This window comes from Pantoea sp. sgz302252 (assembly GCF_042610525.1).
Taxonomy (GTDB): domain Bacteria; phylum Pseudomonadota; class Gammaproteobacteria; order Enterobacterales; family Enterobacteriaceae; genus Erwinia.
In genome coordinates, this window is the sequence record NZ_JBHDVM010000006.1 from 245,266 (window position 1) to 269,611 (window position 24,346).

At 56.4% G+C, this 24,346-nt stretch carries 20 protein-coding genes; 2 read left to right on the forward strand and 18 right to left on the reverse strand.

The features are described from left to right. Positions 1-66 precede the first annotated feature (66 nt). The 18 genes from ftsZ to ilvI form a co-directional block, all read right to left on the reverse strand. Positions 67-1,224, reverse strand: coding sequence for a cell division protein FtsZ (ftsZ, locus tag ACETPC_RS13415; protein WP_380182008.1), 1,158 nt, complete (start codon positions 1,222-1,224; stop codon positions 67-69). Between the two features lie 72 nt (positions 1,225-1,296). After that, positions 1,297-2,553, reverse strand: a complete 1,257-nt coding sequence (gene ftsA, locus ACETPC_RS13420) for a cell division protein FtsA (protein ID WP_336142995.1) — start codon at positions 2,551-2,553, stop codon at positions 1,297-1,299. Beyond that, positions 2,550-3,389 carry a cell division protein FtsQ gene (gene ftsQ / locus ACETPC_RS13425; protein WP_380182009.1) on the reverse strand — a complete coding sequence of 280 codons (840 nt, stop codon included), beginning with the start codon at positions 3,387-3,389 and terminating at the stop codon, positions 2,550-2,552. The genes ftsA and ftsQ overlap by 4 nt, the downstream gene beginning before the upstream one ends. A gap of 1 nt (position 3,390) precedes the next feature. Continuing rightward, positions 3,391-4,311, reverse strand: a complete 921-nt coding sequence (locus ACETPC_RS13430) for a D-alanine--D-alanine ligase (protein ID WP_380182010.1) — start codon at positions 4,309-4,311, stop codon at positions 3,391-3,393. Then, positions 4,304-5,779, reverse strand: coding sequence for a UDP-N-acetylmuramate--L-alanine ligase (murC, locus tag ACETPC_RS13435; protein WP_380182011.1), 1,476 nt, complete (start codon positions 5,777-5,779; stop codon positions 4,304-4,306). Before murC ends, ACETPC_RS13430 begins: the two co-directional genes overlap by 8 nt. Positions 5,780-5,838: 59 nt before the next feature. Further along, entirely contained in the window at positions 5,839-6,897 is a 1,059-nt protein-coding gene (murG, locus tag ACETPC_RS13440; RefSeq protein WP_380182013.1) for an undecaprenyldiphospho-muramoylpentapeptide beta-N-acetylglucosaminyltransferase, read from the reverse strand. Then, positions 6,894-8,108 carry a cell division protein FtsW gene (gene ftsW / locus ACETPC_RS13445; protein ID WP_380182014.1) on the reverse strand — a complete coding sequence of 405 codons (1,215 nt, stop codon included), beginning with the start codon at positions 8,106-8,108 and terminating at the stop codon, positions 6,894-6,896. The genes murG and ftsW overlap by 4 nt, the downstream gene beginning before the upstream one ends. After that, complete coding sequence (gene murD / locus ACETPC_RS13450) at positions 8,108-9,424, reverse strand: UDP-N-acetylmuramoyl-L-alanine--D-glutamate ligase (protein ID WP_380182016.1); 1,317 nt, start codon at positions 9,422-9,424, stop codon at positions 8,108-8,110. Before murD ends, ftsW begins: the two co-directional genes overlap by 1 nt. A gap of 2 nt (positions 9,425-9,426) precedes the next feature. After that, positions 9,427-10,509, reverse strand: coding sequence for a phospho-N-acetylmuramoyl-pentapeptide-transferase (mraY, locus tag ACETPC_RS13455; protein ID WP_380182017.1), 1,083 nt, complete (start codon positions 10,507-10,509; stop codon positions 9,427-9,429). Beyond that, positions 10,503-11,864, reverse strand: coding sequence for a UDP-N-acetylmuramoyl-tripeptide--D-alanyl-D-alanine ligase (gene murF / locus ACETPC_RS13460; RefSeq protein ID WP_380182019.1), 1,362 nt, complete (start codon positions 11,862-11,864; stop codon positions 10,503-10,505). The genes mraY and murF overlap by 7 nt, the downstream gene beginning before the upstream one ends. Next, on the reverse strand, positions 11,861-13,348 hold the full coding sequence (gene murE, locus ACETPC_RS13465) for a UDP-N-acetylmuramoyl-L-alanyl-D-glutamate--2,6-diaminopimelate ligase (RefSeq protein WP_380182021.1): 1,488 nt from the start codon (positions 13,346-13,348) through the stop codon (positions 11,861-11,863). Before murE ends, murF begins: the two co-directional genes overlap by 4 nt. After that, on the reverse strand, positions 13,335-15,101 hold the full coding sequence (locus tag ACETPC_RS13470) for a peptidoglycan glycosyltransferase FtsI (RefSeq protein ID WP_380182023.1): 1,767 nt from the start codon (positions 15,099-15,101) through the stop codon (positions 13,335-13,337). Before ACETPC_RS13470 ends, murE begins: the two co-directional genes overlap by 14 nt. Positions 15,102-15,109: 8 nt before the next feature. After that, a complete protein-coding gene (gene ftsL / locus ACETPC_RS13475) occupies positions 15,110-15,430 on the reverse strand; it encodes a cell division protein FtsL (RefSeq protein WP_253455285.1) in 321 nt (106 codons plus the stop codon). After that, positions 15,427-16,368, reverse strand: coding sequence for a 16S rRNA (cytosine(1402)-N(4))-methyltransferase RsmH (gene rsmH, locus ACETPC_RS13480; protein ID WP_380182026.1), 942 nt, complete (start codon positions 16,366-16,368; stop codon positions 15,427-15,429). The genes ftsL and rsmH overlap by 4 nt, the downstream gene beginning before the upstream one ends. A 2-nt stretch (positions 16,369-16,370) precedes the next feature. After that, the gene (mraZ, locus tag ACETPC_RS13485) at positions 16,371-16,829 is read right to left on the reverse strand and encodes a division/cell wall cluster transcriptional repressor MraZ (RefSeq protein WP_380182028.1); all 459 of its coding nucleotides are present in this window, start codon (positions 16,827-16,829) and stop codon (positions 16,371-16,373) included. Between the two features lie 541 nt (positions 16,830-17,370). Continuing rightward, entirely contained in the window at positions 17,371-18,381 is a 1,011-nt protein-coding gene (cra, locus tag ACETPC_RS13490) for a catabolite repressor/activator (protein ID WP_380182030.1), read from the reverse strand. Between the two features lie 201 nt (positions 18,382-18,582). After that, positions 18,583-19,074: an acetolactate synthase small subunit gene (gene ilvN, locus ACETPC_RS13495; RefSeq protein ID WP_380182031.1), complete on the reverse strand. Its 492-nt coding sequence runs from the start codon at positions 19,072-19,074 to the stop codon at positions 18,583-18,585. Positions 19,075-19,076: 2 nt separating this feature from the next. Next, positions 19,077-20,798 carry an acetolactate synthase 3 large subunit gene (gene ilvI, locus ACETPC_RS13500; protein WP_380182033.1) on the reverse strand — a complete coding sequence of 574 codons (1,722 nt, stop codon included), beginning with the start codon at positions 20,796-20,798 and terminating at the stop codon, positions 19,077-19,079. An 898-nt stretch (positions 20,799-21,696) separates the two neighbouring features. Between ilvI and leuA the strand changes: the two genes are divergently transcribed. Both leuA and leuB read left to right on the forward strand, forming a co-directional pair. Next, positions 21,697-23,256: a 2-isopropylmalate synthase gene (gene leuA, locus ACETPC_RS13505; RefSeq protein WP_380182035.1), complete on the forward strand. Its 1,560-nt coding sequence runs from the start codon at positions 21,697-21,699 to the stop codon at positions 23,254-23,256. After that, positions 23,256-24,344 (forward strand): 3-isopropylmalate dehydrogenase, encoded by a 1,089-nt coding sequence (gene leuB, locus ACETPC_RS13510; RefSeq protein WP_380182037.1) that lies wholly within the window; start codon positions 23,256-23,258, stop codon positions 24,342-24,344. The genes leuA and leuB overlap by 1 nt, the downstream gene beginning before the upstream one ends. Positions 24,345-24,346: the final 2 nt, after the last annotated feature.

The following is a 24,346-nucleotide window of genomic DNA, read 5'->3' on the forward strand; positions in this document are numbered from 1 at the left end:
GTATAAATCACTGACGGGCGAACACTTTAACACAAAGAGCGGAGAACCCCAACCTTCGGGAAATTCTTAGTCCGCCTGCTTGCGCAGGAAGGCCGGAATATCCAGATAGTCAGGCTCTTTGTTGGTTTGCGTGCCGGGCTCGTTGACCACTTTCGCCGCAGGCTTTTGTTCCTGAGGCAGCGGGGCCATACCGTGCTGCTGATAGCGATGATCCATCACAGGCTGAGTCTGCGACTGCTTGTTGGTGACCAGCGTAATTTCAGGACGTTTATCCATGCCGATACCGGTAGCGACCACGGTAACACGCAGCTCATCGTTCATTTCCGGATCCAGCGAGGTACCGATAACTACGGTCGCATTGTCGGAAGCGAAGGCGCGGATAGTGTTACCTACGGTTTCGAACTCGTCCAGACGCAGGTCGAAGCCCGCCGTGATGTTGACCAGCACGCCGCGCGCGCCAGAAAGGTCGATATCTTCCAGCAGCGGGCTGGAGATAGCCATTTCCGCCGCCTCTTCCGCGCGGTCTTCGCCGCACGCTACGCCGGAGCCCATCATCGCGTAGCCCATTTCGGACATCACGGTGCGCACGTCAGCGAAGTCGACGTTCATCAGGCCCGGACGGGTGATCAGCTCGGCAATACCCTGCACTGCGCCTTTCAGCACGTCGTTAGCCGCGCCGAACGCGTCCAGCAGAGAGATACCGCGACCCAGCACTTTCAGCAGCTTGTCGTTCGGAATAGTAATAAGAGAATCGACATGCCTGGAGAGCTCGGCGATACCCTGCTCAGCGAAAGCCATACGTTTTTTGCCTTCAAAATTAAAAGGCTTGGTCACGACGGCAACGGTCAGGATACCTAAATCTTTCGCTACTTCGGCCACTACCGGCGCAGCGCCGGTACCGGTGCCGCCGCCCATACCGGCAGCGATAAATACCATATCCGCGCCTTCCAGCGCCTGGCGCAGGGCTTCGCGATCTTCTTCCGCTGAATTGCGTCCTACTTCCGGGTTCGCCCCGGCACCCAGACCCTTGGTAATCCCGTTACCGATTTGAATGGTCTGGCCTACCGCCGTTTTACGCAACGCCTGCGCGTCGGTGTTAACGGCAAAGAATTCTACGCCTTCGATGCGCTCACGCACCATATGCTCTACGGCGTTACCGCCGCCGCCGCCGACGCCGATGACTTTAATCACCGCGTCATTGGTTAATTCCATAGGTTCAAACATAATTTCTCTCCGTTATGTGCCTGTCGCCTGGAGATCATAAAATAAGCCTAGCATGATCTCCTTTTCTCTAAATTAAAACTCTTTTTTCAGCCAGCTGTTGATTCGCTTGAACCAGTTGCCCACTGAAGCTCTTTTTTCTACATCCGCCTCACCGCTGAGGTGAGACTCTTTTCCGTAGTGCAGCAGCCCGACCGCCGTCGAGTAGTAAGGCTCCTGCGCATAATCTGTTAAGCCGGTGATATTCAGCGGCTGCCCAATGCGTACCTGCGTATGGAATACGCGCTGGGCGCAGGCCGCCAGGCCTTCAATTTGCGCCGCGCCGCCGGTCAGGACGATGCCTGCCGCCAGATGGTGCTTAACGCCCTGCTGACGCAGCTGCTCCTGCAGCTGTAAAATTTCATCGTTGACCAGGTTCAGCAGTTCCGTGTAACGCGGTTCGATTACCTCTGCCAGCGTCTGACGTTGCAGGCTGCGCGGTGGACGACCGCCAACGCTCGGCACCTCGACGTTTTCGTCTTTGCCGACAATTGAGCCCAGTGCGCAACCGTGACGCACTTTAATGGCTTCCGCATCCGTCGGTGGCGTGCCAAACGCATAGGCGATGTCGCTGGTCACGACGTTGCCCGCATACGGGATCACCTTAGTATGCCGCAAAGCCCCGCCAGTATAGACGGCAATATCCATTGTGCCGCCGCCGACGTCTACAACGCAAACGCCCAGTTCGCGCTCATCTTCCGTCAGCACGGCAAAACTGGAAGCGAGACCGGCGAAAATCAGTTGGTCAACTTTCAGCCCACATCGTTCAACGGCTTTAACGATGTTTTTCGCCATATCGTTATGACAGGTGATCAAATGCACCTTCGCCTGCATGCGTACGCCTGATAACCCTACCGGATTTTTGATGCCTTCCTGATAGTCGATTGCATATTCTTGCGGAATAACGTGCAAAATCCGGTGTTCGTCACGAACACGCACGGATTTCGCGGTGTGCACCACGTTTTCCACATCTTCCTGGGTCACTTCTTCTTCGGAAATAGGAACCATCCCTATTTCGTTCTGGCAGCTGATATGTTTTCCGGATAGCGCCAGATAAACTGATGAAATCTGGCAGTCCGCCATCAGTTCCGCCTGATCGATGGCGCGCTGCACACACTTCACCACCGACTCCAGATCGTTAACGCCGCCTTTATCCATGCCGCGAGAAGGACAGCTACCTACGCCGATGATATTAACCATACCGTCGGGCAAAATTTCCCCTACCAAAGCGGCGACCTTCGCGGTGCCGATTTCCAGTCCAACTACCAGTTTTCTGTCCGTCGCCTTGATCATTGTTGTTTAACCTGTGCCTGATTCTGTTGCTCATTACCGTCAGTGGTCTGAATAAGTGGCGGTGCCCAGCCTACTGCCGCGCCAGAGTCGTATCGCAGGTCCACGTAGCCGATTCGCTTATTTTCCGTCTGCGCCTGCTGCTGCAGCGTCGGCCAGAGCTGTATGAAGCGTTTCAGCCGCTTCATGTCGTCGTTGCGCCCCAGCTCCAGACGCGTATCGTCGTCCAGCACCAGCTGCCACGAGCGCCGCGCCGTCATTGACGCCGCCTTTAGCTTAAATTTTCCGGCGGCCAGCATCGCCTCCATCTGGTGCCAGCCTGCCAGCACCTCTGATTCGCTGCCTTCCGGCCCATAAAGCATCACCATCTTCTCTTTGCCGAGATGATTAGCCGGTACGCTGAACGATTTACCATTCGCGTCAACCAGATGCAGGTCATTCCAGCGGGCAACCGGCACATATTCAACCAGATGAATCTTTAATTCGTCCGGCCACTGCTTGCGAACGCTGACCTGCTGGATCCACGGCAGCCTTTCAATCTGCTGCTGGATAACGTCTACGTCCTGCGACATAAAGGTACCAGGTGCGCCTAAAGACAGGATCGCCTGGCGAATATCGTCGTTGGTGGTGTAGTGCATTTGCCCCGTCACCACCAGCTTCGACAGCGGCAGCCGCGAAGCGTCGTTCATCCAGCGCGCCACCACGTAGCCGCCTGCCGCCATTACGCCAAGCACCATCAGCAGGAACAGAATGCCGGCCAGCCGCGACCCGTTGCTGCGGCCGGTGCGCACTTTTTCCTGCGCCTCGCGATTGCGAACATTCAAAGCAGCCTGGGACATATCAGTCCGCCAGTTCCAGGATACGGGCTACCAGCTGCGAGAAGCTCATGCCGGCCTGTTTGGCCGCCATCGGCACCAGGCTATGGCTGGTCATGCCTGGCGAGGTGTTAACCTCCAGCAGATAGAATTGGCCGTCGCCGCCCATCATCAGATCGACGCGTCCCCAGCCGCTGCAGCCCAGCGCTCGCCATGCTTTGATCACGATTTCGCTCAGCTCCGCTTCCTGTTCTGCCGATAAACCGCTTGGGCAGAAGTACTGAGTATCGTCAGAAAAGTATTTAGCTTCATAGTCATAGAACTCGGAAGCCACCTGAATGCGGATTGAGGGCAGAATAGCATCACCGATTACCGCCACGGTATATTCAGGGCCGCTCAGAAAAGCTTCTACCAGTACTTCGTCGTCATGACGGAACGCCTCGGTCAGCGCGGCCTGGAGCGAACCAGCTTCGTTAACGCGGCTGATGCCGACGCTGGAGCCTTCGCAGCTTGGCTTAACAAATACCGGCAGCCCAAGTGCCACGATACGGGCACGGATATCGTCATTCAGACCGGCATCCATCTCTTTACGGGTAATAGCTACGTAAGGCGATACCGGCAAACCGCAGCCCTGCCACAGGCATTTGGTGCGCAGCTTGTCCATAGTGATAGCGGACGCCATCACGCCGCTACCGGTGTAAGGCATGCCTAAAAACTCCAGCATGCCCTGTAGGGTGCCGTCTTCGCCGCCGCGACCGTGCAGCGCAATAAAGGCTTTATCAAAGCCCTCTTCTTTCAGACGCGTGACCGGAAAATCACGAGTATCGACGCCGTGCGCATCGATGCCCGCTTCGATCAGTCCGGCCAGCACCGCTTTGCCGGACATTAAAGAAACTTCACGTTCCGCAGAGGTGCCACCCAGCAATACCGCTACTTTCTCAGCCATGATGTTTACCTTCTTTCGTCTGCGGTTGTAACTTTTGCTCAGCAAGGCTGCGCGCGATACGGCCAACGTTGCCCGCGCCCTGCACCAGAATTAAATCGTTGCCGTTCAGCTTCGGCGCCAGCATCTCCGCCACCGCGTCATGATCCGAAACCAGAATAGGATCGACTTTGCCGCGACCACGGATGGTGCGGCACAGCGAGCGGCTATCCGCGCCAGGAATTGGCGTCTCGCCAGCTGAATAGACATCCAGCATTAGCAGCACATCCACCTGCGACAGGACGTTGGCGAAATCATCATAGAGATCGCGAGTACGCGTGTAGCGATGCGGCTGGAAAATCATCACCAGCTGTTTGTCCGGCCAGCCTGCGCGAGCGGCCTTGATGGTCGCATCCACTTCCGTTGGATGGTGGCCATAGTCGTCCACCAGCATCGCGGTACCCTCTGCGCCGTTAACTTCCTGCAGCGGATATTCCCCCAGGAAATCGAAGCGGCGACCAGTGCCCTGAAAACTCTCCAGCGCGCTGAGGATCTCTTCGTCTTCAATACCTTCTTCTGTAGCGACCGCAACCGCCGCCGCCGCATTCAGAGCGTTATGGCGGCCCGGTGCATTCAGCGTTACGCGCATCAGCGGCTTGTCGTGGCGCGCCAGCGTAAAGTGCCCCTGTGCGCCATGCTGCTCATAGCTTGCAATACGCACATCAGCATCTTCGCTAAAGCCATAGGTAGTAATCTGTCGCCCAACACGCGGGAGCAAATCGCGGATTACCGCATCGTCCACACACAGCACCGCACGCCCATAAAACGGCAGATTGTGCAGGAAATTGATAAACGTCTGCTTCAGGTTTTCGAAGTCGCCCTGGTAGGTATCCATATGATCGGCTTCGATATTAGTAACAATAGCCACCATCGGCTGAAGATGCAGAAAAGATGCATCGCTTTCGTCCGCTTCCGCGATCAGATAGCGGCTGCTACCCAGCCGCGCATGCGTGCCGGCTGCTTTTACCAGGCCGCCGTTGACGAAAGTAGGATCCAAACCGCCTTCTGCATAGATGCTGGAAACCATCGCTGTTGTGGTGGTTTTGCCATGCGTACCGGCGACAGCGATGCCGTGACGGAAACGCATCAGCTCCGCCAACATTTCTGCCCGACGGATTACCGGAATACGCGCTTCGCGCGCCGCGATGATCTCAGGGTTATCCTGCGAAACCGCAGTTGAAACCACCACTACGCTGGCGTCGCTGACGTTTTCAGGGCGATGGTTAAAATAGATGGTCGCGCCAAGCGCGCTCAGATGCTGCGTGACGGCGTTCGGCGCCAGATCGGAACCGCTGATTTCATAGCCTTCGTTGGCCAACACTTCGGCAATACCGCCCATGCCGGCACCGCCGATGCCGACAAAGTGAATGTGCCGGACGCGACGCATCTCGGGCACGATAGAACGCAGTTTTGCCAGTTGTTGTGTATTCATCTCTTTCTGCCTGTCGGTGCTTTATCGCACCTTGTTCCGGGACGAGTCCTCGTCCTGTGCTATAAAGCCGCTTTGCTGACTTCGGCCGCCACTCGTTCGGTCGCGTCCGGTATCGCTACGGCACGGGCTTTCGCTGCCATCGCCATCAGCGTTGGGCGATCCCATGCGGCCAGCGTCTGCGCCACGGTGTCAGCCGTAAACTGCGGCTGCTCGTAAATTTTCGCCGCGCCCGCTTTTTCCAGCGGCAGCGCGTTCCAGTACTGCTGGCGATCTTTATGCTGAAACGGCACGAAAATGGCCGGTAAACCTGCGGCAGCCACTTCGCTGACCGTCAGCGCGCCGGAGCGGCAGACAATAACGTCCGCCCAGGCGTAGGCTGCTGCCATATCATCAATAAATTCGGTGACCTTGTGCTGTGTCTGCCCGACCTCGCGGTAGGCTTCGTTGACCTCTGCCAGCGCGCCCTTGCCGGTCTGGTGCCATAGCGTAATGCTGTCAACTAGCTTCGCGGCCACCTGTGGCAGCGTCTGGTTCAGTACGCGAGCGCCCTGACTGCCGCCAATCACCAGTACGCGAATCGGCCCGCTGCGGTTGGCAAGGCGCTCAGCAGGCAGTGGCAGAGCAAGCACATCTGTACGTACCGGGTTGCCGACCACATCCGCATGCGGAAACGCGCCGGGAAAAGCCTGCATCACTTTTTTGGCAATTTTCGCCAGCCATTTATTGGTCAGCCCGGCGATGCCGTTTTGCTCGTGCAGCACTACAGGTATGCCGCAGCTCCACGCTGCCAGACCGCCAGGCCCGGAAACGTAGCCGCCCATGCCCAGCACCACGTCAGGCTGATACGCTTTCATAATGGCCCGAGCCTGACGCACGGCGTTAAAAATCCGCAGTGGCGCAGCCAGCTGGGCCTTTAGCCCTTTGCCGCGCAGGCCGCTGATGCGAATAAAATCGATATCTATGCCGTGTTTCGGCACCAGATCGGCTTCCATACGGTCAGCCGTGCCGAGCCAGCGCACCTGCCAGCCCTGCGCCATCAGATGGTGCGCGACCGCCAGACCGGGGAAAACGTGTCCTCCGGTGCCACCGGCCATAACCATCAGTCGCTTCCCTTTCATCGACTACCTCGCGTAAACGCCTGGGCTTTAGCCAAACGCGTTTCATAATCTATACGTAACAAAAATACGATGGCGGTGGACATAATGATCAGGCTCGAGCCGCCGTAACTGATCAGCGGCAGCGTCAGGCCTTTGGTCGGCAGCATCCCCGCTGCGGCGCCAACGTTAACCAGCGCCTGGAAGCTGAACCAGACGCCGATAGAGCAGCCCAGAAAACCGGCGAAGCGCTGATCCAGCTCCAGCGCTTTCCGCCCGATAGACATCGCGCGAAAAGCGACGAAGAATACCATTAACAGCGCCAGAACCACACCGATATAACCCAGTTCTTCCCCAATAATCGAGAAGATAAAGTCGGTGTGCGCCTCTGGTAAATATTCCAGTTTCTGTACCGAGTTACCGAGCCCCTGGCCCCAGAATTCGCCGCGGCCAAAAGCCATCAGCGACTGGGTGAGCTGGTAGCCACTGCCGAAGGGATCTTCCCACGGGTTCCAGAAAGAGGTTACGCGGCGCATACGATAAGGTTCAGCGATAATCAGCAGGCAAACGGCAAAGATACCGGAGCCGATAATTGCCAAAAATTGCCATAATTTCGCGCCCGCCAGGAACAACATCGCCAGCGTAGTCACAAACAACACTACCACGGTGCCAAGATCCGGCTGCGCCAGCAGCAGCACTGCCAGCACCACCATCACGCCCATCGGCTTGCAGAAGCCCCAGAAGTTGTTGCGCACTTCATCCACTTTGCGCACCAGATAGCTGGCGAGATAGCAGAACAGCGAAAGCTTAGAGAGTTCGGCAGGCTGGATGCGCAGCGGGCCAAGCGCTATCCAGCGCGAGGCACCGTTCACCGAGCTGCCGACCACCAGTACTACCAGCAGCATCAACACCGTGATCAGCAGCATAATATTGCTATAGCGCTGCCAGAAAGCCATCGGCACCCGCAGCGTTACCAGCCCGATGCCGAACGCCAGCGCGATATAGAAGGCGTCGCGCTTGGCGAAGTAAAAAGGATCGTCCGACAGACGCTGCCCTACCGGCATGGAAGCCGAAGTCACCATCACAAAGCCGACGATCGCCAGCCCTATCGTCAGCCAGAGCAGCGTGCGGTCGTAAAGCACCATGGTGCTGGCATCGCTTTCGCGTGAGCCCATCACCCACTCTTTCAGCCGTTCTGACAGCCAGGTCGCCAGGCTTAATCCGGGTACGCGCATCAGCCAAGCTCCTTCGCCAGTTGAGTAAATACGCTGCCGCGCTGCTCAAAGTTTTTAAACTGATCGAGGCTGGCGCAGGCAGGTGACAGCAGCACCATATCGCCGGGCTGCGCTTTGGCTGCTATTTGCCGCATCGCTTCCTGTAGCGTTTCCGTTTGCACCGCGATTTCCGCACGCAGCGCTGCCAGCGCAGCGGCATCTCTGCCAAAGCAGTAAATTCTGACGTTATCACCTTGCAGGTAGCGAGCCAGCGGGCTGAAGTCGGCTGATTTGCCGTCGCCGCCCAGCAGCAGCCAGAGCGTGCCTTTTACTTCCAGGCCGCTCAGCGCCGCTTCGGTGCTGCCGACGTTGGTGGCTTTGGAATCGTTAATCCAGCGAATACCGTTACGCTCGTGCGCCAACTGGAAGCGGTGCGCCAGGCCGGTGAAAGTGGTTAAGGCTTTCAGGCTGGAGGCGCGCGGCAGGCCAACAGCATCCGCCAGCGCCAGCGCCGCCAGGGCATTGGTGTAGTTATGCTGGCCAACCAGCGCCATCTCGTTGGTATTCAGTACTTTTTCGCCTTTGACGCGCAGCCAGGTACTACCCTGCTGGCGCGTCAGATGGTAATCGCCGACATCCACGCCAAAGCTGACGCAGCGTTTATCCGCGCCGCGCACTGGCATAGTCATGGCGTCGTCCGCATTGACGATGCAAACTTCTGCCTGTTCGTAAACACGCAGCTTGGCTGCACGATACTGCTGCATACCGAACGGATAGCGGTCCATATGATCTTCCGTAACGTTCAGGATGGTTGCCGCCGCCGCTTTCAGGCTATGGGTTGTCTCGAGCTGGAAGCTGGAAAGCTCCAGTACGTAAAGCTGAGCGGGTTTTTCCAGCAGCATCAGCGCGGGCAGGCCAATATTGCCGCCTACGCCAACCTGCCAACCCGCAGCTTTCGCCATTTCGCCTACCAGGGTAGTCACCGTGCTTTTGCCGTTGGAACCGGTGATCGCCACAATCGGCGCCTGCGCCTCACGGCAGAAAAGCTCAATATCGCCAATAATTTCCACGCCCGCTTTCGCCGCCGCCGTCAGCGAAGGATGCGACAGCGCGAGACCGGGACTGGCGATAATCAGATCGGCCGCCTGCAGCCAGTCGTCATTTAGCGAGCCGAGCCAGCGCTCAATATTCTTCGGCAGCTTTTCCAGACCCGGTGGGACGATGCGGGTATCCATCACGCGCGGCGTTACGCCACGCGCTAAAAAGAAGTCAACGCACGACTGCCCGGTGAGCCCCAGGCCGATAATGACGACTTTTTTTCCCTGGTAATCTGCCATGGTTACCGCACCTTCAGCGTCGCCAGGCCAATCAGCACCAGCATCAGTGAAATAATCCAGAAGCGCACGATCACGCGCGGCTCTGGCCAGCCTTTGAGTTCATAGTGGTGATGGATTGGCGCCATGCGGAAAATACGCTGACCGCGCAGCTTAAACGAACCGACCTGCAGGATCACTGACAGGGTCTCCACCACGAAAACGCCGCCCATAATCACCAGCAGGAACTCCTGGCGCAGCAGCACGGCGATAGTGCCCAGCGCGCCGCCCAGCGCCAGCGAGCCGACATCGCCCATAAATACCTGTGCCGGATAGGTATTGAACCATAAAAAGCCCAGACCGGCGCCGACAATAGCCGTACAGACAATCACCAGCTCACCAGCGTGGCGTAGATACGGAATATGCAAGTAGTTGGCAAAGTTCATATTACCGGTCGCCCAGGCAACGAGGGCGAAACCAGCAGCCACAAAAACGGTAGGCATGATCGCCAGGCCATCCAGGCCATCGGTCAGGTTAACCGCATTGCCGGTACCGACAATAACGAAGTAAGCGAGCAGCACGTAGAAAAGCCCAAGCTGCGGCATAATATCTTTGAAGAACGGTACCACCAGCTGCGTCGCTGGCGTTCCCTTGCCGGTGGCATACAGCGTAAAGGCTACGCCCAGCGAAATTACCGACATCCAGAAATATTTCCAGCGCGCAATCAGGCCTTTCGTGTCTTTGCGCACCACTTTCCGGTAATCGTCCACAAAGCCGATAATGCCAAAGCCTATCAGTACCACCAGTACGCACCAGACGTAAGGATTGGATGGATAGGCCCACATCAGCACCGACACAGTAATGGAAAACAGGATCATGATGCCGCCCATTGTCGGCGTGCCGCGCTTGCTGAAGTGCGACTCCGGGCCGTCGTTACGAACGACCTGGCCAAATGACATCTCCTGCAGACGGGCAATCATGCGCGGGCCCATCCACAATGAAATAAACAGGGCGGTCAGCAGGCTGACAATGGCGCGAAACGTCAGATAGGAAAAGACGTTAAAGCCAGAATAAAAAGTGACCAGATGTTCGGCCAGCCAGACTAGCATGTTCCTTTCTCCTGTAAGCTCTGTACTACCTGCTCCATGGCGGCACTACGTGAACCTTTAACTAAAACGGTAATAACGGCATGGTCGGCCAGCAGCTCTTGCAGACGCGCGGTGGCCGCAACCTTATCGGTAAAATGCTCGCCTGCGCCGCTTGCTTCGCTGATAACGCGGCTTAAAGTGCCTACGCTCAGCACCTTATCGACACCGGCACGACGCGCTGCTTCGCCCACTTCACGATGGCAGGCTTCAGCTTCTTCGCCTAATTCCGCCATATCGCCAACGACCATAACGCGGTAGCCCGGCATTTCCGCCAGCACCTGTGCCGCAGCGGTCATAGAGCCAACGTTGGCGTTGTAGCTGTCATCCAGCAGCAGCTTGTTTTCCGCCAGTCGTACCGGAAACAAACGGCCCGGTACGGCTTTAAGCTGGCTAAGCCCTTGCTGTACTGTTTCAAGGGAAGCACCAACAGAGAGAGCCAGTGCGGCTGCGGCCAGCGCATTAGCAATATTGTGCCGTCCCGGCAGCGGCAGCAGCACGGCAATTTCGCCCGCTGGCGTCTTCATCAGAAACTGCGTGCCTTCGCTGGTGATGCGCACTTCGCTGGCGGAAAACTCGCTTTCCGCCTGAGGCTGCGGAGAGAAGCGCCAGACTCTTTTGCCGGCCAGCATCGGCTGCCAGTTTGGCAAATCGTTGCTGTCGGCGTTCAGGATGGCTGTGCCGCTATCCGGCAGTCCCTGAAAGATTTCGCCTTTGGCTTTGGCTACGCCCGCCAGTGAACCGAAGCCTTCCAGATGCGCTGCCGCCAGGTTATTAACCAACGCCGTTTCCGGCCGCGCCAGCGCAGTGGTATAGGCTATTTCGCCCTGATGGTTGGCGCCCAGTTCGATGACCGCGTACTGATGCTCTGCAGTTAAACGCAGCAGCGTCAGCGGCACGCCGATATCGTTATTCAGATTGCCAGCGGTATAGAGCGTTTCGCCACACTGGCGCAAAATAGCTGCGGTCATCTCTTTAACCGAGGTTTTGCCGGAAGAACCGGTCAGCGCCACGACACGAGCCGTTGACTGCTGGCGTACCCAGCCAGCCAGCTGGCCCAGCGCAAGCCGCGTCTCTTTCACCACCACCTGAGGCACCGCCACAGGTAAGTGCTTACTGACCAACAGAGCCGCCGAACCGGCGGCTATTGCGTCGCCGACCATATCGTGCGCGTCGAAACGCTCGCCCTTTAAGGCGATAAACAGGCAGCCAGCGCTGACTTTGCGTGTGTCGGTAGTGACTTCATTAAAAGTAAGGTTGCTACCAATCAGCTCGCCGCCGGTAATTTCCGCCAGTTTCTGCAGGGAAAGCGCGATCATGCCATCACCCCCAGCAGCCGCGCGACAGTGTCGCGGTCGGAGTAATCCAGCCGACGATTGCCGACGATTTGATAATCTTCATGACCTTTACCGGCAACCAGCACGATATCCTCTTCTTTGGCCTGCATAATGACGTTAGTGACCGCTTGCGCACGTCCGGCGACTACGCGAGCGCGGCCCGGATCGAGCAAACCGGTCAGCACATCTGCCACTATGGCGGCAGGATCTTCGCTACGCGGGTTGTCGTCGGTGATCACCACTACATCGGAAAACTGTTCGGCAATAGCGCCCATCAGTGGACGTTTGCCCTTGTCGCGATCGCCGCCGCAGCCAAAGACGCACCATAGCTTGCCTTTGCAATGCAGACGCGCCGCTTCCAGCGCCTTTTCCAGCGCGTCGGGCGTATGGGCATAATCCACTACCACCGTTGGTTTTGCTGGCGCGCTAAACACTTCCATTCGTCCCGTAACCGGCTGCAGTTGGCTGCCCGTCGCGACCAGCTCGCTTAGCGGATAGCCAAGCGCCAGTAAGGTCGCCAGCGCCACCAGCAGATTGCTGACGTTAAATGCCCCCATCAGGCGGCTTTGCAGTTCGCCGCCGCCCCAGCTGGAGTCGAAGCGGATCGCCGCGCCGTTATCCTGATAGCGAACTTCTGTCGCTTTTAGCCAGCGCCCATGACAGCCTGGCTGCAAATTATTTTCCATGGTGACGGCGACGGCATCGGGCAATTTTTCCAGCCAGCGGCGGCCCGTTTCATCATCGGCATTGATAATTGCCTGGCCAACCCTGTGCTCGGAAAAGAGCAGCCATTTGGCGGATTCGTAGCGCGCCATATCGCCGTGATAGTCCAGATGATCGCGGCTGAGATTGGTAAAAGCGGCAGCGGCGAAAGGCAGCGCCGCTACGCGATGCTGCACCAGGCCATGCGAGGAAACCTCCATCGCGGCCAGCGTTGCGCCCTGCTCTGCCAGCGAGGCCAATGTCTGCTGCACTTCAACGGCCGAGCCTGTGGTATTTTCAACTGGCGTAAGACGTCCATAAAGGCCGTTGCCCGTAGTGCCCATAACCGCGCCAGTTTCACCCAATAACTGCGCCCACTGGGCAAGCAGCTGTGTGGTGGTGGTTTTACCGTTAGTGCCGGTTACACCAATCAGCCGCAGCTTTTCACCCGGCTGCTGGTAAAAACGTCCGGCCAGCGCAGAAAGGCGCTGGCTCAGCTGCGCCAGGTAAATTATCGGCACGCCGTGCTGCGTAACGATGTCGCCATCTTCCGCTTCGCCTTCCGCTTCGGCAATCACCGCCGCCACGCCCTGGGCGATGGCCTGGGGAATAAAACGGCGGCCGTCTGCTGCATGGCCCTTCACGGCCACAAAGAGATCGCCGGCAGCCGCCTGGCGACTGTCCAGAATCATTTCACGAAGCGGCAGCGAAGGCGCGCCGGGCACCCAGGGCGCCACCAGGTCGTACAGATTACGATCTGTCACTTGATCCCTCACTTCTGTTGTCCGCCACCTCGTTTTTCTCAACGACAGGCAGCGCATCAGGTTCAATATTCATGGTGCGCAATACACCGCCCATAATGGCGCCGAATACCGGTGCGGAAACCGCGCCGCCATAATACTTACCGGCCTGGGGATCGTTGATCACCACTACCAGCGCAAAACGGGGACGGCTTGCCGGCGCCACGCCAGCGGTGTAAGCAATATATTTGTTAACGTAGCGTCCATCCGGCCCGACTTTTTTCGCCGTGCCGGTTTTAATCGCGATGCGATAGCCTTTGATGGCCGCCTTTACGCCGCCGCCGCCGGGCAGCGCTACGCTTTCCATCATGTGCATAACGGTACGTACCAGCTCTGCAGGAAATACGCGCTGTCCGCCAACGGGCGGATCGACTTTAGTAATCGACAGTGGGCGATAGAGGCCATAGCTGCCGATTGTGGCGTAGACTCGCGCTAACTGTAACGGCGTTACCATTAGCCCGTAGCCGAAAGAGAAGGTGGCCCTCTCTATGTCAGACCACCGTTGTTTTTGGGGATATAAGCCACTGCTTTCTCCGACCAGTCCCAGATTGGTCGCCTTGCCCAGCCCAAAGCGCGCGTAGGTTTCTACCAGCGCTGAGGAGGGCATCGCTAACGCCAGCCTGGAAACGCCGACGTTACTCGATTTCTGCAATACTCCGGTAAGAGTCAATTCGTTATAGCGCGCCACGTCTTTGATTTCATGGCCGTTGATCCGGTAAGGCACCGTATTCAGCACGCTGTTCTCGCGCACCACGCCGCGCTGGAGCGCGGTCATCACTACCATCGGCTTGACGGTCGAGCCAGGCTCGAAGATATCGGTGATGGCGCGGTTGCGCATAACGTCTTTGGTTGTGCCGGTGAGATTATTGGGGTTATAGGCCGGGCTGTTGGCCATCGCCAGCACTTCGCCGGTATTCACATCTACCAGTACAGCAGTGCCCGACTCCGCTTTGTTAAAGGCAACGGCGTTATTCAGCTCGCGGTAAACCAGTGCCTGCAAACGTTCGTCGATACTTAACGCCAGGTTATGCGCGGCGCGGCTGTCCACGGAAGAGACATCCTCAATAACTCGGCCATGGCGATCTTTACGCACGGTACGTTCGCCCGGCTCGCCGGTCAGCCACTTATCAAAGCTTTTTTCCACGCCCTCAATGCCCTGACCGTCGATATTGGTAAAACCGATCAGATGTGAGGTAACCTGGCCCGCTGGATAATAGCGGCGCGACTCTTCGCGTAAAAAGATACCGGGAAGCTTGAGCTTTTTGACGTAGTCGCCGATGGCGGGATTGACCTGGCGCGCCAGATAAACAAAGCGGCCTTTGGGATTGGCGTTAACGCGTGCCGCCAGTTGATCCAGCGGTATGGAGAGCGCATCGGAAAGCGCCTGCCAGCGGCTATCTAAGGTGATGCCACCTTTGGCATGCAGCTCTTTGGGATCGGCCCAGATGGCGTTGACCGGCACGCTGACCGCCAGCGGACGCCCGGCGCGATCGGTGATCATGCCGCGCGAGGTCGGCACGGCCTGCACGCGCAGTGAGCGCATATCGCCTTCCCGTACCAGCTTATCCGGATTTATCACCTGGAGATAAGCCATCCGCGCCAGCAGCCCGCCCAGCGCGAGTAAAATACAGCCGCACAACAACGCAAAACGCCAGCTGACAAAGCTGGCCTGATCTTCCTGACGTTTTGTCTTAAGCGTCTTAACTGCGGCTTTCATTTATGCCCTTATGGCTGTACCACAATATTTTCCTGCGATGGATCCACATGCTGCATCTGCAGTTTTTCCATGGCTGTTCTTTCCACGCGGCTGTGATCGCCCAGCGCGTTTTCTTCCAGAATCAGGTTACGCCATTCGATATCCAGCGCATCGCGTTCCAGAACCAGCTGTTCACGCTGAGCGGTAAGCAGGCGGGTTTTATGCGCTGTGGTGACTACCAGCACCGCGGAGACCAGCACGGCGACAGCCAGAATCAGCGGGATTTTTCCGTGGCGTAAAAGATCGCCCGCAATAACGCCCGGTAAACTGTGTCGCTCGTTGCCAATCATGCGCTCGTCCTCTCAGCGATACGTAATACCGAGCTGCGGGCACGCGGGTTCTCCGCGACTTCCGCTTCGCCCGGCATCATTTTGCCCAGCGCTTTCAGCTGGCGGCCGCCAAGCTTACTCAATTGCTCTTCCGTCATCGGAAGACCGGCAGGCACCTGCGGGCCGCGGCTCTGCTCGCGCATAAAGCGCTTCACGATACGATCTTCCAGCGAGTGGAAGCTGATCACCGACAGGCGGCCTTCGGGCGCCAGCGCGGTCAATGCACCTTTCAGCGCCTGTTCGATCTCTTCCAGCTCGCTGTTTACCCAGATGCGAATAGCCTGGAAGCTACGCGTCGCCGGATGCTTATACTTGTCTTTAACCGGCGTAGCGGCGTAGATAACGTCCGCCAGCTCTTTAGTGCGGGTCATCGGTTGTTCTCGGTTGCGCTCAACGATGGCTCGCGCAATGCGTTTCGCAAACCGCTCTTCGCCAAAGGTTTTAAGCACAAAGGCGATATCGCTCTCTTCTGCCTGCAATAGCCACTCGGCTGCGGACACCCCTTTGGTTGGATCCATACGCATATCCAGCGGGCCGTCGCGCATAAACGAAAAACCGCGTTCGGCATCGTCCAGCTGCGGCGACGAAACGCCAAGATCGAGCAAGATACCGTCAATGCGACCGGTTAGCCCGCGCGCTTCGGCATACTCCGCCAGCGCGGAAAAAGGTCCGTGAATAATGGTGAAGCGCGGATCGGTAATAGCAGCAGCCGCAGCGATGGCCTGCGGATCGCGGTCAATAGCGTAAAGATGCCCCTGTTCGCCCAGCGCGGAAAGGATCAGCCGGGAATGCCCGCCTCGTCCAAAAGTGCCATCGATATAGATGCCGTCGGGTTTGATATTGAGCCCGTTAACGGCCTCGTCCAACAGCACCGTGGTATGTTTGAAATTTTCCTGCATAGTTATAATGACAAATCCTGCAAGCGCTCAGATAGCGGTTCCTGAGACGACTGCTCCGCGTCAATATCCTCCCTGACTTGTTGATACCAGGTCTGTTCATCCCACAGCTCAAACTTGTTAAACTGTCCAACCAGCATCACTTCTTTGGTCAGATTCGCGTGCTGACGGAGCGTGCTCGCAATCAGCAGACGGCCTGCATTATCCATCTGGCATTCGCTGGCATGCCCCAGCAGCAGGCGCTGAATTCGGCGCTCTACGGGGTTCATGCTCGATAAGCGAGCCAGCTTAAGTTCAATAATTTCCCATTCAGGCAGGGTGTAAAGCAGCAGGCACGGCTGATGGAGGTCAATAGTGCAAACCATTTGCCCCTGAGATTCCCCGATCAGCTTTTCGCGATAGCGCACAGGTACAGCGAGTCGCCCTTTGCCGTCGAGATTGACTAACGTTGCTCCACGGAACATGCCAGCCTTCCCCTTCAGTTATCCTTAAGCCCCACTTTACACCACAAATTCCCACCCGGAGGAGTTTACGGAGCGGAGGAAATCCTTGTCAAGCGACAGCGCAGGACCTGATGGATTATTTCTTTTCCTGAAAAAACGGCAAAGAGTTAAAAAAGACGAGGCTTTAGCCCGTAATTAGAAATTAAGCTGATGAATAATGGCAGGAATTTTTTTGGAATTTTCAAATTGTTCAAAAATATACCAGCTAACGGTTATAAAAAATCCGCTGCAGGCTTTGCGAGCCAGTCGACATTTTAAGGAATTTCCTAATAAATGGCGCTGACAGCCCCGTTCTGCCTGACATCCCGGGCGCGGTGGCAGGCTAACTTTTTAATAAGTGGCGAGTTTAATAACGCTAAAATAGTTTGAAACTTTATCTTTACTTTTATTTACGCAAATGCTTAATCGTGAAACACGGGTAATTAGGCGATAGAAAGCCGACCAGGCGGAGGCAAACCGTAAAAAGAAAGGTGACAATAAAAGTCACCCTTTTCTTCAATCATTAATTCTCTTTACGACTTAATCGGCCACGCCGGTAAAGATTACGCCGAATGCGGGTCAGGCCCGCCTTGGGTTTACGCGGCTCATCCAGGCTGGCCAACACCAGCTCCAGCACGCGTTCCGCTACGTCGCGATGACGCTGCCCCACCGCCAGCACCGGGCAGTCCAGAAAATCCAGCAGCTCGTGATCGCCGAAGGTTGCGATCGACAGATCTGTTGGCATACGGCCTTCACGCTTTAGCGCCACGTCCATTACGCCCTGCAACAGGCCAAAAGAGGTGGTAAACAGCGCATCCGGCATGGCGTGCGTTTCCAGCCACTCTTCAAACAGCGCCGCCGCCGCAGTACGCTCGAAGCTGTTGGCATAGATAAAATCGATTTGACGCTCATCGCCCTGCCAGGCCTGACGGAAACCCATCTCGCGCAGAAAGCTCACGGAGAGCTCCGGTAGCGCGCCAAGATAAAGAATGGATTCAGCAGGCTGCTTGCGCAGTTCCGCGGCCAGCATCTCTGCATCATCCTGATCTGCGCCAACCACGCTGGTAAAGTGTTCGCGGTCCAGCGCGCGATCCAGTGCGACTATCGGCAGCGGATCGTTGATCCAGCGCTGATAGAAAGGGTGTTCCGGCGGTAAAGAGGTGGAAACGATGATGGCATCTACTTTGCGCTGCAGCAGATGCTCCACGCAGCGCATTTCGTTGTCTGGCTGATCTTCTGAGCAGGCAATCAGCAGCTGATAGCCGCGCTGACGCGCCTGGCGCTCAAGGTAGTTAGCGATACGCGTATAGCTGGTATTCTCCAAATCGGGAATAACCAGGCCTATTGAGCGGGTACGGCCAGCACGCAGCCCGGCGGCGACCGCGTTTGGATGGTAATTATGTTCGCGCACCACCGCCATGACTTTTTCTACCGTCTTGTCGCTGACACGATACTGCCGGGCTTTACCGTTTATAACGTAGCTGGCCGTCGTGCGCGATACACCAGCAAGACGCGCAATTTCATCCAGTTTCACAATAGCTCCACGCTTCAGGCACCGTGACGACGCAGAAAAAATAGCCACGTCGCGGCTAAGGATAAGATTATCTTTACATCTAACAGCAGAATAGCGGCGCCAGCAACCTCTTTTAGCGCCAGGCGGGAGCTTTCCGGCAAAAATAAAAAAACCCGGCATTACGCCGGGTTAGAGGGTTTTTGTAATAATCACGGCAGGAAATTAGCGCATAATTCGCTCGCCACGGGCGACGCCGACAACACCTGAACGCGCGACCTCAACGATTTCCGCCACTTCACGAACGGTATTTAAAAAGGCATCCAGCTTGTCGCTGGTGCCAGCGAGCTGAACCGTATAAAGCGAAGGCGTGACGTCGACGATCTGGCCACGGAAAATTTCCGCGCTGCGTTTTACCTCTTCGCGGCCGTAGCCGGTCGCCTGAATTTTCACCAGCATGATCTCGCGCTCGACGAAAGCGCCCTGACCCAGCTCCGTCACCCGCAGTACATCCACCAGTTTATGCAGCTGCTTTTCAATCTGCTCCAGCGCCTTTTCATCGCCGACGGTCTGGATCGTCATTCGCGACAGCGTGGGATCGTCCGTAGGCGCCACGGTCAGGCTTTCGATGTTGTAGCCGCGCTGGGAAAAAAGCCCCACCACGCGCGATAATGCGCCGGATTCGTTTTCCAGCAGTACCGATAAAACACGACGCATAATTATGTCCTCTCCGTTTTGCTCAGCCACATTTCATCCATTCCGCCGCCGCGGATCTGCATCGGGTAGACGTGCTCGCTGCCGTCAACGTTGACATCGACAAACACCAGGCGGCCTTTTTGCAACTCCGCCAGCGCCTGGCTCAGTTTAGCCTCCAGCTCGTGCGGATGGTCGATGCTGATGCCGACATGACCGTAAGCTTCCGCCAGCTTAATAAAATCAGGCAGCGACTCCATATAGGATTGCGAATGGCGGCCCGAGTAGATCATATCCTGCCACTGCTTAACCATACCCAGATAACGGTTATTAAGGCTTAACACCAGCACCGGCAGATCGTATTGCAGCGCGGTCGACAGCTCCTGAATATTCATCTGGATACTGCCGTCGCCGGTGACGCACACTACCGTTTCGTCCGGCAGCGCCAGCTTCACGCCCAGGGCGGCAGGCAGCCCAAAACCCATGGTGCCCAGACCGCCCGAGTTGATCCAGCGGCGTGGCTTGTCGAAAGGATAATAAAGCGCGGCGAACATCTGATGTTGGCCTACATCCGAAGTCACATAGGCATCGCCATTGGTCAAACGCCAGATAGTTTCAATGACCGACTGCGGCTTAATCTTTTCGCTGCTGCGGTCGAAGTCCAGACACTTGCGGGCGCGCCACTGTTCAATGCTCTGCCACCAGTCGCGCAGGCTGTCATAATCCTGCTCGCTGCTCTGTTTCGTCATCTCCAGCATCTGTTGCAGTACGTCACGCGCATCTCCGACGATTGGCACATCTGCCGACACTGTCTTGGAGATAGAAGCAGGATCGATATCAATGTGCAGCACGGTCGCGTTCGGGCAATACTTCATCAGGTTATTGGTAGTACGATCGTCGAAGCGTACGCCAACAGCGAAAATGACGTCGGCATTGTGCATGGTCATGTTGGCTTCATAGGTGCCGTGCATGCCTAACATCCCCAAACACTGGCGGTGCGTGCCGGGAAAAGCGCCCAGGCCCATCAGCGAGCAGGTCACCGGCAGATTAAGCTGTTCAGCGATCTCGCGCAGTTCTTTAGCGCAGTCGGCGTTAATTACGCCGCCACCCGCGTAAAGCACTGGTTTTTTGGCGGCCAGCAGGCTTTGCAGCGCACGCTTGATCTGGCCGCGATGGCCCTGCGTCGTTGGATTATATGAGCGCATGCTGACCGATTCCGGCCACTGGTAAGGCAGCTTGTTTGCCGGGTTCATCATATCTTTCGGCAGATCGATAACCACTGGCCCAGGACGCCCGCTGGCCGCCAGCCAGAAAGCTTTTTTCACCACGGTGGGAATATCTTCGACCTGCTTCACCATAAAACTGTGTTTCACGATCGGCCGTGAAATGCCGACCATATCGCACTCCTGAAAGGCATCATAGCCGATCAGCGAAGAGGGAACCTGCCCGGAGAGCACCACCATAGGAATAGAATCCATATAGGCGGTAGCGATGCCGGTAATAGCGTTAGTGGCGCCAGGCCCGGAAGTGACCAGCACCACGCCCGTTTCGCCGGTCGCGCGCGCATAGCCATCCGCCATATGCACAGCGCCCTGTTCATGCCGCACCAGCACGTGGTCGATGCCACCCACGGTTTGCAATGCGTCATAAATATCCAGTACAGCCCCGCCGGGGTAACCGAACACATGTTTTACGCCCTGATCGATCAACGATCGGACTACCATTTCGGCTCCTGACAACATCTCCATTTTTGCCTCCAGGCTTTAAGGTGCTGATTTACCAGCGTGCTTTATTCAGGGCCCACGCGCCGATAAGTTCAAAACCTGTGTTAATTCAGACGCTGAAAATATTTTCAGCCGCCAGGTACAGGGCGATGCCCGTTTTATTTTTACTTTAAAATGAGGATTTACCATAACCGCAGAAAACCTGGCAGGCAAACCTCCGGCACGTGAATAAACAATAAAGAGAAGCGCTAAGGCACTGCCTGTTCCGCTCAGGTAGCGACGTTTGCGCTAATGATGCGCCAGGAAAAAAGCGAATTATGCTGACAGGAACTTCTTTTTCAGCGCGATCGTTTTGTTATTTACAGGTGAAATTATTTGAATAGAGCTGACCCGTTCAAACAACGCCGCTGATTTAGTTTTTTCTGCTATCCGAATTTATTTTTATAATACAATGAACTGACAAACCCGCGTTTAATAGCGAGCGAGGGTGATAAGAAAAGCTTATGCAACCACATGAATATAAATAATTTTTTAACGAATATGAGCGTTTAAAATCCGTTTTATTTACGCCCCACTTGTGCTGTTGCACGGCAAGGTTGCCCGTTTCTTCTGTATGAGCTCGCTGAGCCAGAATAATTTCCCTGCCGCGGTTTTTTCACCGTGGTTTATAACCTTGCAACTCGTCTTGACATCGCCCCCTGCTTTCAAGTATCAATAAAGGAACAGTAAATTTACGAGGCCTGACTCAATGATTCGTACCCTCCTCCTACTCGGTCTACTACTAAACGCAGATTTATGCGCGGTAGACTTGTGGGCGGAATGAATCACTGATTCAGGCTTGCAAACCTAAGAAACCCGCGCTACTGCGCGGGTTTTTTTATGCTCGTAGCATTAGCGATGCAAACATGAAAGGAATGATCTGATGAGCCAACAAGTTATTATTTTCGATACCACGCTGCGTGACGGCGAACAGGCATTACAGGCCAGCCTGAGCGTGAAAGAGAAATTACAAATAGCGCTGGCGCTGGAGCGTATGGGCGTTGACGTGATGGAGGTCGGTTTTCCCGTTTCTTCGCCGGGCGATTTTGAATCCGTACAGACCATCGCCCGCCAGATCAAGAACAGCCGTGTTTGCGCGCTGGCCCGCTGTGTGGAAAAGGATATCGACGCGGCTTATGAAGCACTGCGTGTAGCTGAGGCTTATCGTATTCATACCTTTCTGGCGACCTCGCCAATGCATATCGCTACCAAGCTGCGCAGTACGCTGCCGGAAGTGATCGAACGCGCCGCGCGCATGGTGAAACATGCCCGTAACTATACGGACGATGTTGAATTCTCCTGCGAAGACGGTGGCCGTACGCCGATTGACGATTTGTGCCGCGTGGTGGAGGCTGCTATTAACGCAGGTGCAACTACCATCAACATCCCGGACACTGTAGGTTATACTCTGCCTGACGAGTACAGCAACATTTTCACCCAACTGCGCAACCGCGTGCCGAACATAGATAAAGCTATTTTGTCCGTACATACCCACGACGATCTGGGCATGGCGGTCGGCAACTCTATCGCCGCCGTACAGGCTGGCGCGCGCCAGATCGAGGGCACCATCAACGGTCTGGGCGAACGTGCAGGCAACTGCGCGCTGGAAGAAGTCATCATGGCGATCAAAACCCGCAGCCAGATGATGAACGTGCATACCAATATCCATCATCAGGAAATCTATCGTACCAGCCAGCTGGTCAGCCAGATCTGCAATATGCCGATCCCGGCGAACAAGGCAGTGGTCGGCAGCGGCGCTTTCGCCCACTCATCCGGCATTCACCAGGACGGCGTGCTGAAAAACCGCGAAAACTACGAAATCATGACGCCGGAATCGATCGGCCTGCATCAAATCCAGCTGAACCTGACTTCGCGCTCCGGCCGCGCCGCCGTGAAGCACCGTATGGACGAGATGGGCTACAAAGAGAACGATTACAATCTGGACAGCCTGTATGACGCCTTCCTGAAGCTGGCCGATAAAAAGGGCCAGGTGTTCGATTATGATCTGGAAGCGCTGGCCTTTATCAACAAACAAAACGAAGAGCCGGAGCATTTTCGCCTGGATTACTTCAGCGTACAGTCCGGTTCCAGCGTAATGGCGACCGCCTCGGTCAAGCTGGCCTGCGGCGACGAATCTATCGCCGAAGCGGCAACGGGTAACGGCCCGGTCGATGCCGTATATCAGGCGATCAACCGCATTACCGAATTCGATGCGGAGCTGGTGAAATATCAGCTGACCGCGAAAGGCCACGGCAAAGACGCGCTGGGCCAGGTCGATATCGTGGTGAACTACAACGGCCGTAAATTCCATGGCGTAGGCCTGGCGACGGATATCGTGGAATCCTCCGCTAAAGCTATGGTCAACGCCCTGAATAATATCTGGCGTTCGCGTCAGGTCGAGCAGGAACTGCAGCGTAAAGCCAACGAGAAGGAAGCCGTATAATGACAAGGACCTATCATATCGCCGTTTTACCAGGAGACGGTATCGGGCCGGAAGTAATGGCTCAGGCAGGTAAAGTGCTGGAAGCGGTACGCCAGCGTTTTGGGCTGCGTATCACTACCAGCGAATATGATGTTGGCGGCATCGCTATCGATCGTCATGGTGAACCGTTGCCACCAGCCACCATCGCAGGCTGTGAACAGGCGGATGCGATTCTGTTCGGTTCTGTTGGCGGCCCAAAATGGGAACATCTGCCGCCAGCCGAACAGCCGGAACGCGGCGCGCTGCTGCCGCTGCGCAAGCACTTTAAACTTTTCAGCAATCTGCGTCCGGCCAGCCTGCATCAGGGTCTGGAAGCCTTCTGCCCGCTGCGCGCCGATATCGCGGCGAAGGGCTTTGATATTTTGGTCGTGCGCGAACTGACCGGCGGCATTTACTTCGGCCAGCCAAAAGGCCGTGAAGGCAGCGGTCAATATGAGCGCGCCTTTGACACCGAGGTCTATCACCGCTTTGAGATCGAACGCATTGCGCGTATCGCATTCGAGTCCGCTCGCAAGCGCCGCAAAAAAGTGACGTCGATCGATAAAGCCAATGTGCTGCAATCCTCTATTTTATGGCGGCAAATCGTCACGGAAGTGGCGCAGGATTATCCGGACGTCGAACTGCATCATATGTATATCGACAATGCCACTATGCAGCTGATTAAAGAGCCGTCGCAGTTTGACGTGATGCTCTGCTCTAACTTGTTTGGCGATATTCTTTCTGACGAGTGTGCGATGATCACTGGCTCCATGGGCATGCTGCCTTCCGCCAGTTTGAACGAACAAGGTTTTGGTCTGTTTGAGCCCGCTGGCGGCTCCGCGCCGGATATTGCCGGAAAGAACATTGCTAACCCTATAGCCCAAATCCTGTCGCTGGCGCTGCTGTTGCGCTATAGCCTGGACGCCGCCGAAGCGGCCGATGCCGTTGAGCAGGCCATCAGCCGCGCGCTGGCGGAAAACTACCGTACCGGCGATTTGGCCGGCGGCGGCGAGGCCGTCAGCACAGAGGAAATGGGTGCCGTTATCGCCCGATTTATCCGCGAAGCCTGATT

Excerpts from the sequence above, each read along its gene's own strand:
- ilvI (WP_380182033.1), bottom strand. The coding sequence starts at position 20,798 with ATGGAGATGTTGTCAGGAGCCGAAATGGTAGTCCGATCGTTGATCGAT.
- ACETPC_RS13430 (WP_380182010.1), bottom strand. The coding sequence starts at position 4,311 with ATGGCTGAGAAAGTAGCGGTATTGCTGGGTGGCACCTCTGCGGAACGT.
- leuA (WP_380182035.1), top strand. The coding sequence starts at position 21,697 with ATGAGCCAACAAGTTATTATTTTCGATACCACGCTGCGTGACGGCGAA.
- mraY (WP_380182017.1), bottom strand. The coding sequence starts at position 10,509 with ATGCTAGTCTGGCTGGCCGAACATCTGGTCACTTTTTATTCTGGCTTT.
- ftsW (WP_380182014.1), bottom strand. The coding sequence starts at position 8,108 with ATGCGCGTACCCGGATTAAGCCTGGCGACCTGGCTGTCAGAACGGCTG.
- ftsA (WP_336142995.1), bottom strand. The coding sequence starts at position 2,553 with ATGATCAAGGCGACGGACAGAAAACTGGTAGTTGGACTGGAAATCGGC.
- murG (WP_380182013.1), bottom strand. The coding sequence starts at position 6,897 with ATGAAAGGGAAGCGACTGATGGTTATGGCCGGTGGCACCGGAGGACAC.
- ftsL (WP_253455285.1), bottom strand. The coding sequence starts at position 15,430 with ATGATTGGCAACGAGCGACACAGTTTACCGGGCGTTATTGCGGGCGAT.
- murD (WP_380182016.1), bottom strand. The coding sequence starts at position 9,424 with ATGGCAGATTACCAGGGAAAAAAAGTCGTCATTATCGGCCTGGGGCTC.
- leuB (WP_380182037.1), top strand. The coding sequence starts at position 23,256 with ATGACAAGGACCTATCATATCGCCGTTTTACCAGGAGACGGTATCGGG.
- murC (WP_380182011.1), bottom strand. The coding sequence starts at position 5,779 with ATGAATACACAACAACTGGCAAAACTGCGTTCTATCGTGCCCGAGATG.
- murF (WP_380182019.1), bottom strand. The coding sequence starts at position 11,864 with ATGATCGCGCTTTCCCTGCAGAAACTGGCGGAAATTACCGGCGGCGAG.
- ACETPC_RS13470 (WP_380182023.1), bottom strand. The coding sequence starts at position 15,101 with ATGAAAGCCGCAGTTAAGACGCTTAAGACAAAACGTCAGGAAGATCAG.
- rsmH (WP_380182026.1), bottom strand. The coding sequence starts at position 16,368 with ATGCAGGAAAATTTCAAACATACCACGGTGCTGTTGGACGAGGCCGTT.
- ilvN (WP_380182031.1), bottom strand. The coding sequence starts at position 19,074 with ATGCGTCGTGTTTTATCGGTACTGCTGGAAAACGAATCCGGCGCATTA.
- ftsQ (WP_380182009.1), bottom strand. The coding sequence starts at position 3,389 with ATGTCCCAGGCTGCTTTGAATGTTCGCAATCGCGAGGCGCAGGAAAAA.
- ftsZ (WP_380182008.1), bottom strand. The coding sequence starts at position 1,224 with ATGTTTGAACCTATGGAATTAACCAATGACGCGGTGATTAAAGTCATC.
- mraZ (WP_380182028.1), bottom strand. The coding sequence starts at position 16,829 with ATGTTCCGTGGAGCAACGTTAGTCAATCTCGACGGCAAAGGGCGACTC.